We start from the raw sequence: 12402 nt of genomic DNA, 5'->3' as shown, positions 1-12402 counted from the left end.
TCTACTGCCTACAGGAACAATTTTCTCCCCTTACCTCCAAATAATTGTTATTATTTTGAGTTTCCATCCTCAGACTGCCCCCTTCTGTCCCAACACAATAAGCACTGTTCTCCAGATGATCTTCAGATCCAGCCCCAGGGTCCATTCTGTTATGTACTGGGCATCCAGTTCCACGACTTTCTCGAAGTCCACGATGTCGCTTCTCCCGCTTACCTGCCACATACCGGTTAGTCCCGGCCGCATTGCGAGCCGCTTGCGATGCCTGACTTCATACTGCTCATACTCATCCACTGTCGGTGGCCTTGTGCCGACCAGGCTCATCTCGCCTTTAAGAACATTCAGGAACTGTGGAAGTTCATCAATGCTGCTTTTCCTCAGGAAATGTCCTATCGGGATGATTCTCGGGTCATTATCCATCTTGAACATGAACCCACTCATTTTGTTCTGAGCCATCAGCTCTTTCTTCCGCTCCTCTGCATCAGGATACATTGTGCGGAATTTATATATTCGAAACCGTCTTCCATTGCGTCCCACCCTTTCCTGTGAAAAGAATACAGGGCCCGGTGACTGCTTCTTGATGATCGGTGCAAATATCAGAAATGCAATTCCTGTTATAAGTAATCCCACCAGGGCACCCAGAATATCCAGGGTTCGTTTGAAGAACAATTGCCGCGGTGTTGCAAATTTCATGCTTGAGGATAATACCATATAGCCTGCAAACCTTTGAATCTTTTTATTCTCAACATTCGTTGTGAATCTTGCAAGGTTCACATGAGCGACCAGACCCATGCTCACAAAAATGCTCATCAGCCTTTCTGCTTCTTTTTCATAACCCGGAAGATCGATAAACACTTCGTCTATAATGTTATCCTGTATGTGTTTAATGATATTGTCCTTATCAGCTACGACAGGGACATATTTAATAACCTGCCCTACTTTATCAGGTTTATCATAAACTGCACATGCTGTTAGTTGGTAGTCTCTATACGGTTGCAGGAGTCCTTCAATTGTATCCTCAATCCTGCCGTCCGTAGAAATAATCAAGACTTTTCTGAGTACTTTTTTTCCGCGGATTCTGATTCGGATGATTCTCTTCCAAAACAATCTTGCAACAATCATCATGCAAACACTGGCCGGATACATCGCCATTACGATAATTCTGGAATACGAACTTGATTCTTTAAAAATAAACATCCATACAATCAGTCCGACTGTAACTGCTCCTGCATGAAACAGGGACTGCTTTATCTCAGCCACATATCCACGGCCAATTATATTCTCATAGCTATTCATGAAAAATACTACTAGAATACTTACGAAAACAATCGCCCATACCATATTCTGATATTGGTCTGTTAATCCACCTTTTGGAAAACCATTCCTTATTAAATAAGATATAAAAAATGCGGTCTCCAGACACAGTATGTCAATTATGGTAAAATCTAAATGCTTAGTCCACCCCTTCAGGAAGTTCTGATTCATTGTTCACTCACACCCTCATACAATACTCAGATCAACAACAGGCCTTCACCTGTTACGGCCTTTATTATTCGCCGTAGCTGCCGTAATACTTACCGTAATAACGGCCGTAATACTGATTCTGCTTCATATCTACTTTATTCAGTACCACTCCCAGAATAGGACATTCTGACTTTTCAAGCTGTTTTTTTACATTTCTTGCAAACTTATAACTGATTGCCTGGGATGCGATTACCAGCACCGCTGCGTCACACTGTTTTGCTACGATGGCGCTGTCGATTACACTTCCAAGCGGCGGTGCATCTATAATTATGTAGTCATATACTTTTCTTGCGCTGCTGATCAGGGACTCAAACTTCTTATGTCCCAAAAGCTCTGCCGGGTTGGGAGGTACAACACCTGCGAACATGACCACCAGTCCCGGGCGCTGTGTCTTGTACATAATGTCGCCCACTTCAGCCTGGCCTGCCAGAAAGTGTGACAGCCCTTTAATCGTACCTGTCATCTTCTGACGTCCGGCGAGTACAGATTTTCTCAAATCCGCATCAATAAACAAGACTTTCTTTCCAGCCTCTGCCAGTGAATTTGACAGGGACAGGGACACCGTACTCTTCCCTTCGTTTGGTGTGCAGCTTGTAAATACGATAACTTTCTTATCCGCTCCGGAAAATTCCAAGTTAGTACGAAGAGTCTTGTACGCTTCATTACTCCTGAAATCCTTATCCATCCCTTTTAAGATCATTTCCTGCATGTTAGTTACCCTTCTTCTTTCATTTATCTCATTCCTAGCCTTAATGACTCATTTCATGTCCCGGCTCAGTTTCTATTTTCTTCAGCATGGCTGCTGCATTAGTATAAAATATCTTTTTCATATATTCAGTGCCATATTTCTTCTTCACATAAGCGGCGGCTTTCTCCATGTGTGGAGCTCTGCTACCGGAATTGTGTGCATCCGAACCTACCGCAAACACCATCTCATGCTCCAGCAGTTCTTTTACAAACTGTTTTGCCCTTCTGCCCGAGTCTCCTGTTATACTTCCTGAGTTAACCTGTATATTAACTCCCATATTCCAGATATGCTCTGTAAGTTCAAACTTATCAACCAGGCATAGATACCTCTCAGCATGTGCCAGAATCACTTCATAGCCCGCAAGCTGTATATGCTGAAGCCCCTGCTTTATATAGCTGAAATTATCTGCGGGAGAAAATTCCACCAGCACCTGATTTCTGCGGTTCATCGAAAGAACCTCTCCCTGCCGCAGTTTCTCCGGGATATCCTGACCAAAATAAATTTCCGTACCTAGGTAGATGCGGAATTTGTCGTCAATCCTCTGTGCAGCTTTACGAACCAGGGTCAGCTTCTTTCTCAGTATCTCAGGCTGTTCGTGCCCTCTGCGTGGGTGATAATGCGGTGTCGCTATCATACAGCGGACTCCTTCTTCATACGCAATGCGAAGCATCCTCTCTGTCTCTTCCATGTTAGCAGCCCCATCATCTACGCCGGGAAGAATATGGCAATGCATGTCAATATATCTTTCCATCTGGCGGTCTCCTAGTCGTTTATATCTATTCCTATCATTTTAAGCATCTATGGCATCAAATTTATCCTATATCATATGAACCATCAGATACATCCTTTAGTCTATCGCTAACTCCCTGTTTTGTCAAGGAAACTGCGCAAAATAGATGGAATCTTATCACAAACTGTCGTATTACGCAAATGACCATAAACCCACGAAAAAGGCAGTTTCTTTTATTATAAAAACCTATTTTTAATCACATGTGAATACTTTCTTTATGAAAAATACACTGCTTCCCGAAATATTTCGGTCTATAATTATTAATATCTGACAAAGGTTAAATTTTCCATAGTTGTCATCATTTTTTAGTTTTTTTCAACTGTAGCAAAAGAATTTTCTTGTCAGGAGGATTTTTTTAATTCGTGGGGATTTTCTATAAATTAAAAAAATCTCTTTCCAACCAGTTCGGGTCAGAAAGAGATCTCATACGCTTATGTTTTTCAGCCATTTAATAATACTTGATTAAGTATGTATTATTTGTTATAAGCTTTTTTTCTGTTTAATCCGTAAACGCCAGCAACTGCTGCCATTGCGATTAAACCTAATGTAAGAACTAATGAAGACTCACCAGTCTTTGGTGATGTTCCATTGCTTGTTCCATTTCCTGTGTTTGTTAATGTGCTGTTATCAACTACAACTGCTACTGGTGATAAGCTTGTAAATGTAGCCGTAATCACACCGTCACCAACACTTGTTGTTACATCTTCCCAGCCGTTCTCACCAAAGTGAAGAATTGCTGCTTTTGTGCTGGATGTTGCTCCCGGTAACGGGAATGTGATTGTAAGAGCGCCGTCTTTTTCAAAATCCCAGTCAGGTGCTGTTAAATCAAATGCAGATACAAGTGTTCCGTTCGGAACCACTGCTTTAATAGTTCCTTCGTCAGGTGTCTGTGTAGCAGCTGCAAATGTTACAGTTACTGCATTACCGTTCTTGTCAACGGCCTTTGTTCCGCTCTTGAAATCAGCGGATGGGCTTCCTGCTGCGAATACGCCCATTGTCATAGTGAAGAGCATTGTGGCTGAAAGTAATACTCCCACTAACTTTCTCATTCTACTTGTTTTCATGACTAGTCCCTCCTAAGTAAAATATATTTAATCTAGTTCATTTACACATTGTATCATATATCCTTTAATTTGTAAAAGGTTTTGACAACAATTTCCTTTAATTCTGCTTCATTCGTATAGAACTCATCGTGTTCTTTACCGGCCTTCTCTTCGCCCGGGATCGTCTGAATCTCGCCGTCTATCTCATATTTCGATAACGCCATAATCTCATCAGCGCTCATGTCTGTTGTGAAGTATGGATTGGCATCTGTCATCAGTTTTGAATAAATCTCGGTATCCTTCTGTGATGCATTTTTTAACTGCGATACCAACGCCATAAGAAACTGTGTCTGTCTTTCCATTCTGTCATTATTACTTCCGGTGACTGTGATATCTCTGTACCGCACATACTTTTCTGCCAGCGCACCTTTCAATGAAAGTGTCTTCCCCTTTTCAAAGGACTTGTCCACATAGGTATAGTCTTTCGGCACTGTGATCTCGACGCCGCCCATCAGGGTGGTAATTGCTGAAATACCATCAATGCTCATAGCGATGGACGATCTAACCGGGACTCCGTACATTAGGTCGGATACTGCTTTTTTCATAAGCCAGCTGCTCTTCTTCTCACCGTCACCATACGCGTACTGGAGGGCAATCTGCATTTTCTGTGTTGTCAGATATTCTCCTCTTTCGGAATATACATCCACATTTGTCATTGTATTTCTGGATATCTGGAAAACCTTAACAGTCTGTTCCTTCTCATTGAGGGCCATCAGTATGATACTGTCAGCCTGACCGCCGTCCCCCATATGTTCCGCATATCCCATATCACCTTTTTTATCTACCCCAAGAAAGACGACTGTTTTAATATCCCTGTTGTATTCATAAGTCTGTCCTTCATAGCTGATTGTCTTACTGTCACTGGAAGACTGGCTTTCAGATTTCACAGTTTCCCCGGTGCCTTCTTTTGCCTGAACCTGAGGCTCTTTCTTCTTGGACTGGAGGAAGAACAGCGTTCCAGCCACTGCGACCAGAATAACGACAATGATAATGCCAATAATAAACCCGGTATTCTTCTTTTTGTGACTCTGCTGTATATCGCTCTTACGCTTCGGACTTTCCGGACGCCTATTGTTATTGTGCTTCATATTCGTACTCATCTGTCAATACAGCTCCTACTACTAATCTGTTATCAGGCTGGGTTGCAATACAGGTGCTCATTGTTATGATTCGGCTGTCGGGTCCTACCTGTACATCATCGTTATAGTTACTGTTCAGATTTCTGACCGCTTTTAGTGAATCTAAATATGCCTGCCTCTGATTATCCTGCGTAAAATCAAAGGACATCAGAATGTGCCGGTCATCATAGACTACGGCCTCGAAGATCTCATAAGTAAGCTTCTTCTCCGGAGTATAGACATACACCTTTGAATGCTCTTTGAAAAATGTCTCGTCCTCATACTTATGTAAGTTCTGGAACATGCTTCCATCGTTCATATCGTGCCCATATATGATTGTGTTAAAATCAGTAAAATCTTTCGCATTGTAATTCTCGGTATATATGGAACCCGGTAGTCCTGCCTGTCCATCAATCGTATTGTCGAGATAGTAGGTATTGTCCCAGGAACTCTGCACGATTGGATAGTTGATGTTCGTATCCGGAACTGTAATCCATGCATAAATGTCTTTATTCGTTTCCTGAAGCTGCTTAAAATCAATAGGGTTCTTTTCCTTAGGAGCCTCTGGGTCTTTTGCTTCCGGTTCCTCTTCCTTTTCCGGTTCCAGATTCACCTGCTTTTGCACTTCATCATAGACCTTGCCCTTTTTATTTTGTGAAACAAAATAATACGCTATATACGCAATACATACTGCTGCAATGATAACCAGAACAACTGTTAAAATTCTTTTTGTAGTCTTTTTCAATGTCTGTTCCCTTCCTCCTATTTCTTATGAGTCTGGGAAGCGCCGGACTTCCTTCTCTTTTTCTTTTTCTCGTGGCCGCTTTTCTCCATATGCTGCTTCTTAACAGCGGATTCCCCTTCTTCCAATGGAATCATTGCCAGAGTATTCAGCTCCAGGTATTTCTTGATATCCTCTTCGGTCTTAAGCGTATCATCCAGAAGAAGCATTACTATAATCACTGCCGCTGCAAGAAATGCTGCAAGCAGTCCTCCGATTGCTATATTCTTTTTCAAGGACGGGCTGGAAGGATTCTCAGACACAACGGCATCTTCAACGATACTCGGCTTGTCTGTGCTCATTACCTCGGCAACCCGGTCAGCAGTAGCATCAGCCATCGCATTAGCAATATCCTTTGCCAGCTCAGGGTCCGGATTCTCCACGCTGATCTTTAGAATACGTGTATCTGCCGGATTATTAATGGTAATTGTACCAACCAGCTCTTCATATGTAGCGTCCAGATTCAGTTCGTCAATTACCGCAGTTACAACAGGACGGCTTGTTGCCAGTGTCTCAAAATCGACTGTCAGCTGTGTCCCCATCTGTATATCTGCAAGGGATGTAACACTTGTCGTCTTTGTCAATATGTAGATCATGGAGGAAGAGGTATATTGAGGTACCATTAAAAACTTAGTAGCTGCGCCTGCAATCACAGCTCCTCCTATCAGGCACAATATAATCAGCCATGCCTTCCTCCATAATGCATGGAATATTTCCAGTAAATCAATCTCTATCTCATCATCCCTTAACTGTTCTTCCATTGTTAAAATCTCCTCTATTATCCCTAGAATCTGTTCTATTCTAGCACAGGAGAAGTCAAAAAACAACCAGCAATCAATAAATCCGGCATAAAACTACCATAAAAACACATTTTTTTACTACAGATTTCTTCCTCTGACGACAAATACCGCTATAGAGTACGACCCAAAGGCGCAGACTATAACGGTATACCAAGCCCATTCAAAAGTTCTATTATTTTATCCTGTTTCTTCTATATAAATGGTGCGTTGAAAAAGGCTTTTCATTGTTCTGTATATTTGTTGTTTACCGGATCTCCCTGACCGGAAACTGTATCTCCGAAAGCCACTCCTCCTCGGAATCTTTATTCCAGATTCCGTCAATATAAGATTCCCGCGGATTTCCACATATTTCATACCCGTTTTCCTCTACAAACCTGATGACAGCGCCATATGCCTCCGGGAAACCTTCATATGGCCCTTTATGCAGCAGGCAGGCCGCCTTCTCGATTTTCGGGAGTACCTTGAATTGAATCATCTCAGAATCCGGCTTTTGTTCAACAACAGCCTCACAGATTTCTATGTCTATGTCTTCTTCCCTGTACCCGCCGTCATGATAGATCGAAAAACAGTACTCCGGCTCTGCACAGACACAACCTAGCCGTTCCATCTCCTGTCCCATCCTGGGAAAGATATCGAACATTGTGTCATAATCAGGCATAACCGTCCGCATAGAAGCAACAATGACTTCCGGCAGTTCTTTTATCAGCACATGATAATTTGTGTCTATTTTGTCTTCTGCGAGATAGCATTCTACCTGTGCAAGCTTAGCCGTTTTCTCTGCTATTTCACTCAGAATCTGCTGCTTCTTGGCGAGCAGTAATTTCCGCTCAGATGCACCGTTCTGCACCGCCTTTATTTCTTCCAGAGAAAATCCCATATTCCTCAGTGCCAGAATCTGGTGGATAACCGGCAGCTGCCCTGCGGTATAATAACGGTATCCGCTCTCCTGATCTACATAAGCCGGGGCCAGCAGGCCCTGTTCGTCATAATGACGCAGCGCTTTCACCGTTACATGGTTCATCCCCGCAAACATCCCGATCTTATACAGTTTACTCGGTACTTTTTCACATGTATGATCTTTCCTCAATTCTCTCGCCCTCCTGTGGCCGGGACCTGTGCAGTCATACACGGGCCGCCGGCTTTTTTATGTTATCCACATTCTCTTCTGATATTCTCCACTTTATTCCCATCGGAAAGTGAATTTTGACAATAAACTGCAGATTACTGTGATAGCAATCATCAAAATAATAATTCCTGCCGCATTTTCAACCGGATCTCCCATTGAAATCTGTTTCATGAGCTTAATCCCCTGAGTCAGTGGCAGAACAGATGCCACTGTCTGCATCCCTTTCGGGAACAACTCGAAAGGAATTGTCGCGCCTGATAAAAACAGCATCGGAAAATATACTGCAGTCGTAACTACATTTGCCATCTTTACACTTTTGCACAGTCCCGCCAGAAATACGCCGATACTATACATGGCAGTCATCACCAGCAGATAGGAGCATATAAACAGGAATGGGCTGCCTTTCATCCTGTATTGAAACACAAATGCCGCTACAACAGATACTGCAATCCCGGAAAGAACCGCCGTTGCAACAGAGCAGGCCACGATCGCACTCATCAGCGTCATTGGTGTACATGGTGTGACAAAAAAATGTTTTAAAATCTTCTTATCCCGATAGTCCGCAACAGTAAGGGGAATCCCCATAAATGCGCTTGCACAGATCCCTACAGCCATCAGAGATGCGAATGCGCTCTGGAGAAACGTATAGCTGCTGCCTCCTGCCGTCTTGTTTCCTGCTACCACTGCGATCAAAACAAGAACTCCCACAGGCATGCCCACGCCGAAAATCAGCATATCTGGACATCTCAGTCCTAGTTTCTGTTCTACTTTATATAAGGTCCAGAAACGTTTCATGCTCTCTCCTCCCCTCTCATATGCCATAGATACGCATCCTCCAGATTATCGAAGGGACTGTCGTCAACAACCTCTTTGACCGTCCCCTGCGTGACCTTCTTCCCATCCTTAATCAGCAGGATTCTGTCACACAGGCTTTCTGCCTCTTCCATATAATGTGTCGTCAGAAATATGGTAGTTCCTTTCTCTTTCAGCGCCTTTAATGTCTGCCAAACTTCCCTGCGCGCCTCGGTATCAAGCCCGGTTGTCAGTTCATCCAGAAATACCAGTTCCGGATTTGGAATCAGCGCCAGCACTACCGACAGTTTTTGCCGTTCTCCGCCGGACAGCTTATCCACCGGCTGTTTCTCAAACTGTTCCAGCTTGAACTGACGTAAAAGCTTGTGATAGTCAGCAGGGTGACTGTACAATACCGACATCTCCTCGCAGATCTCCCCGACGCGGATATAGTTCTGATAATGAGAAGACTGCAGCTGGACTCCAATGCGTTCAAAGATCTCCCGTCTTTTTTTGACCGGGTCACACCCCAGAACCTCGGCCGTCCCACTGTCAGCTTTCTTTAAGCCAAGCACAGTCTCAATCGTCGTACTTTTTCCCGCTCCATTCGGCCCGAGCAGGCCAAATACTTCCTGTTCCTTCACCCGGAAAGACAGATGATCTACAACAGTCCTGCCCCTAAATGATTTTGTGAGTTGGTTCACTTCCATACATAATTTCATGCTTTCATTCCTCCTTACAGGAAACATCGTATATCCTCCCGTAAGGTAAGAGTCAAGCATTTATTATATAAGATCTCCTTCCTTTTTATCCCGCTTCCGTTTTGCAGGAAACTTTTTTTCAAACAGCTCTAATTCAGCCGGTTCAACCTCGAAACAGCTGTCAAACTCCAAAACCCCGGAATGTTTCTGCAGATATCCTTCCTCCAGTTCCTTCGCCATGAAGAATTCAGCCTCTTCCCCCGGATTCATTTCCGGCAGGTAAATTCCGTGACCTGCCGCCGCACGAAACCCAAACCTGCCGTAATAATCCGGGTTCCCAGTAATTATAACCGCCCGGAAGCCTAATTTTTTCGCCTTTTCAATTGTTGTCTGGATCAATGCTTTCCCAATCCCCTTTTTCTGATAATCGGGATGGACACTGACCGGGCCGAATGCAATGATATCATCGCACATTTCCCCGCCGCGGAACATTCTGCTATATACAATATTCCCGACAATCTTTCCTTCATCCTCCGCAACATAATCCAGCTCTTTCACAAAAGACTTCTGGCCTCTCAATTTATGGAGGACTAAATGCTCACTGCACCCGGGACTATACACGTTCCAGAAAGCTTCTCTTGTCAGGTTCTCAACCTCTTCATAATCTTTTTCTTCCTCTAATCTCAGCCTCATATCTGTTCCTCTCTTTCATTTTTTTCATAGACTTCTTTCCATAAACTTATTCTTCCATCATGATTGTCTGCTCCGTATACTTTCTCGACATATCATGTTCCGCTTTTCTTTTTTCCACGCTGTCAAAGATAATGGAAAAATCATAATCCTCAGGATACAGCTGGTCCGCCGGAACGTGGAGTTTTACCCGTTTATGGTTCATCCATATTTTCTTGTCCCGCATCTGTATTCTGAGTACACCTTTTTCATTCGCGGTTTGGCACACGATACCAATCTTGCGGTCAGGCATAACCATTACGCTGTCTCCGACCTGAAATTTCAATGCATCTGTCTGCTTTCTAACATTTTTCTTCCTCTGGATCTTAGGCTGCGGCGCCTTCTCTAACTTCTGTTCTTCCCCACTTCTAAGCACATCCTTTCCGTAGGCCGCCCGTGCTGCATTCTCCAGCATATATTTCGGCATTCCCAGTTTCTCTGCGATATAGAAGGCACAGCTTTCTCCGGCCTCCCCGATTACCATTTGATACAGGGGCCGCAGGCTTTCCTTGTCAAAGGTCATCCTTGCATTGATGATACCCGGAGTCTTGCCGGCATAGTCCTTTACCTCCGGATAATGTGTCGTAACAAGGAACAGAGCACCGCTTTTTCTCAGTTCTTCCAAAATCGCAACTGCAATCCCCATGCCCTCTGCCGGGTCTGTACCGGAGCCAAGTTCATCCATTATGACCAGACTTTCCCGTCCGGCCTGTTTCAAAATATCCATCACATTCCTGATATGGGCAGAAAAAGTAGAAAGATTCTCAGACAGATTCTGCCCGTCCCCGATATCACACAGTATGGCATTATTCATACAGATGTCTGCCTCTTCGCAGGCCGTATGCAGCCCGCACTGCGCCATCATGCAGTTCAGTGCCACGGTCTTGATCGCCACAGTCTTTCCGCCTGTATTCGGCCCAGTAATGATTACGCCCCTCACTTCCTGCTCATCAGCCAAACGTCCACCTATCTCAAAATCCAGCGGCACATTGATCTTTCTGTCCATCAGCGGATGGCGGGCATTCTTTAACCGGATGTACCGCCCTGTATTGATCTCAGGTTTTATACCGCCGTACTCCAGGCTTAGTTTCGCCTTTGCAAAAATGAAGTCCAGCTTTTCCACTGTCTGGTTATTCCTGCGGATTATCTCCTCTTTATCTGACAGCATCCCTGTCAGTGTATATAGAATTTTTATTTCTTCATTTTCCTCATCAATGCGCAGCTCCTGCAATTCATCATAAAGTTTTCCCACAGAAGCGGGTTCTATAAACAGCGTACTGCCCGTCGACGACTTATCCAGTACGGAACCACTGACTTTGAACTTATACTCCTTTTTGACAGGAATACAGATGTGGCCGTTTCGCATCGTACTAAAATTATCTGACACGTAAGATTTATTTGCCCTGATAGCTGCATCTGCCTTTTCATGCATTTTTGCATCTGTTTTGTCAATTGCCTCCCTCAGGGATTTTAGGGTTTTTGAGGCATAGTCATCGACTCTCCCTCCTCTGATCTTCGCGCTCAGTTCTTCATATATATCATCCAGAGATTCCAGATTCTCTTCATAATAGGCCAGTCCTATCTCATACATTTTACACCGGTTCAGATAATCCTTCAATCTTCTCACTGAAGTCAGTGTGGATGCCACAATTTCAAGCTGTTCGGGAGTCAGGCAGCCGCCCTTCCCCGCAATCTCAATCATGCTTTCGATTCCCTGAAGCGCTGTTGCAGGCGGATTTCCACACTTTTCTATCATTATTCTGGCTTCTGTCGTTTCTCTGAGTTTCTTTCTGACTTCCAGTTCTGACAAGTATGGAGCCAGGTTTTTAATTTCCAGTCTTGCTTTCTCCGTGTATGCAAATTCTGACAGCTTGTTTTTTATCTTATCAAATTCAAGTATTTTTTCTGTATTTAGCATTTCAATCTAAACTCCTTTTATTTTTTCACTGCCTGCGGGTGGACCCGCTATAGCTTTCTGACATTTTGCTTTTAAAATCTCCATATTAAAATAAAAACACGGGAATAGTCAATCTGCCTTTTCCAGACATACTATCCCCGCGGCGCAAAAATAGCATGACCATACAGCCATGCTATAAGCAATCTATGAATTCAAAGATATACACGCTATGTGTTATGCAGCATTCTTGTAAGGCAGATAAAAGGACGCAGCTTACCCGTAAGCACGGGAATACA

Annotated in this window: 12 protein-coding genes; all 12 read right to left on the bottom strand. The window is 43.7% G+C overall.

What is annotated here, in order from left to right:
• Nucleotides 1-69: 69 nt before the first annotated feature.
• The gene (locus ABIN22_RS13330; RefSeq protein WP_346909241.1) at nt 70-1482 is read right to left on the bottom strand and encodes a sugar transferase; all 1413 of its coding nucleotides are present in this window, start codon (nt 1480-1482) and stop codon (nt 70-72) included.
• 64 nt (nt 1483-1546) lie between these two features.
• On the bottom strand, nt 1547-2230 hold the full coding sequence (locus ABIN22_RS13325; protein ID WP_109733743.1) for a CpsD/CapB family tyrosine-protein kinase: 684 nt from the start codon (nt 2228-2230) through the stop codon (nt 1547-1549).
• A 40-nt stretch (nt 2231-2270) separates the two neighbouring features.
• A complete protein-coding gene (locus tag ABIN22_RS13320) occupies nt 2271-3020 on the bottom strand; it encodes a CpsB/CapC family capsule biosynthesis tyrosine phosphatase (protein WP_109733742.1) in 750 nt (249 codons plus the stop codon).
• 512 nt (nt 3021-3532) lie between these two features.
• A complete protein-coding gene (locus tag ABIN22_RS13315) occupies nt 3533-4123 on the bottom strand; it encodes an LPXTG cell wall anchor domain-containing protein (RefSeq protein ID WP_109733741.1) in 591 nt (196 codons plus the stop codon).
• Nucleotides 4124-4176: 53 nt separating this feature from the next.
• On the bottom strand, nt 4177-5262 hold the full coding sequence (locus ABIN22_RS13310; RefSeq protein ID WP_346909238.1) for an LCP family protein: 1086 nt from the start codon (nt 5260-5262) through the stop codon (nt 4177-4179).
• The gene (gene srtB, locus ABIN22_RS13305; protein ID WP_181368862.1) at nt 5237-6025 is read right to left on the bottom strand and encodes a class B sortase; all 789 of its coding nucleotides are present in this window, start codon (nt 6023-6025) and stop codon (nt 5237-5239) included. Before srtB ends, ABIN22_RS13310 begins: the two co-directional genes overlap by 26 nt.
• A gap of 17 nt (nt 6026-6042) precedes the next feature.
• Entirely contained in the window at nt 6043-6822 is a 780-nt protein-coding gene (locus ABIN22_RS13300; RefSeq protein ID WP_109733739.1) for a YveK family protein, read from the bottom strand.
• Nucleotides 6823-7105: 283 nt separating this feature from the next.
• The gene (locus tag ABIN22_RS13295; RefSeq protein ID WP_346909235.1) at nt 7106-7948 is read right to left on the bottom strand and encodes a MerR family transcriptional regulator; all 843 of its coding nucleotides are present in this window, start codon (nt 7946-7948) and stop codon (nt 7106-7108) included.
• Between the two features lie 93 nt (nt 7949-8041).
• A complete protein-coding gene (locus ABIN22_RS13290) occupies nt 8042-8809 on the bottom strand; it encodes an ABC transporter permease (RefSeq protein ID WP_346909233.1) in 768 nt (255 codons plus the stop codon).
• Nucleotides 8779-9501 (bottom strand): ABC transporter ATP-binding protein, encoded by a 723-nt coding sequence (locus tag ABIN22_RS13285; protein ID WP_109733779.1) that lies wholly within the window; start codon nt 9499-9501, stop codon nt 8779-8781. Before ABIN22_RS13285 ends, ABIN22_RS13290 begins: the two co-directional genes overlap by 31 nt.
• Before the next feature lie 63 nt (nt 9502-9564).
• The gene (locus ABIN22_RS13280) at nt 9565-10173 is read right to left on the bottom strand and encodes a GNAT family N-acetyltransferase (protein WP_346909231.1); all 609 of its coding nucleotides are present in this window, start codon (nt 10171-10173) and stop codon (nt 9565-9567) included.
• 46 nt (nt 10174-10219) lie between these two features.
• Nucleotides 10220-12127 (bottom strand): endonuclease MutS2, encoded by a 1908-nt coding sequence (locus ABIN22_RS13275; protein ID WP_346909229.1) that lies wholly within the window; start codon nt 12125-12127, stop codon nt 10220-10222.
• Nucleotides 12128-12402 lie beyond the last annotated feature (275 nt).

Origin of the sequence: Faecalicatena orotica, assembly GCF_905197545.1 — a bacterium.
Lineage (GTDB): Bacteria > Bacillota > Clostridia > Lachnospirales > Lachnospiraceae > Faecalicatena_A > Faecalicatena_A orotica.
The sequence above is the reverse complement of the archived record's forward strand: the minus strand, read 5'-3'. Positions and strand labels throughout refer to the sequence as shown.

What these genes read in the sequence shown, in the direction of transcription:
- ABIN22_RS13330 (WP_346909241.1), bottom strand. Translation starts at nt 1,482, where the DNA reads ATGAATCAGAACTTCCTGAAGGGGTGGACTAAGCATTTAGATTTTACC.
- ABIN22_RS13325 (WP_109733743.1), bottom strand. Translation starts at nt 2,230, where the DNA reads ATGCAGGAAATGATCTTAAAAGGGATGGATAAGGATTTCAGGAGTAAT.
- ABIN22_RS13320 (WP_109733742.1), bottom strand. Translation starts at nt 3,020, where the DNA reads ATGGAAAGATATATTGACATGCATTGCCATATTCTTCCCGGCGTAGAT.
- ABIN22_RS13315 (WP_109733741.1), bottom strand. Translation starts at nt 4,123, where the DNA reads ATGAAAACAAGTAGAATGAGAAAGTTAGTGGGAGTATTACTTTCAGCC.
- ABIN22_RS13310 (WP_346909238.1), bottom strand. Translation starts at nt 5,262, where the DNA reads ATGAGTACGAATATGAAGCACAATAACAATAGGCGTCCGGAAAGTCCG.
- ABIN22_RS13300 (WP_109733739.1), bottom strand. Translation starts at nt 6,822, where the DNA reads ATGGAAGAACAGTTAAGGGATGATGAGATAGAGATTGATTTACTGGAA.
- ABIN22_RS13290 (WP_346909233.1), bottom strand. Translation starts at nt 8,809, where the DNA reads ATGGCATATGAGAGGGGAGGAGAGAGCATGAAACGTTTCTGGACCTTA.
- ABIN22_RS13285 (WP_109733779.1), bottom strand. Translation starts at nt 9,501, where the DNA reads ATGAAATTATGTATGGAAGTGAACCAACTCACAAAATCATTTAGGGGC.
- ABIN22_RS13280 (WP_346909231.1), bottom strand. Translation starts at nt 10,173, where the DNA reads ATGAGGCTGAGATTAGAGGAAGAAAAAGATTATGAAGAGGTTGAGAAC.
- ABIN22_RS13275 (WP_346909229.1), bottom strand. Translation starts at nt 12,127, where the DNA reads ATGCTAAATACAGAAAAAATACTTGAATTTGATAAGATAAAAAACAAG.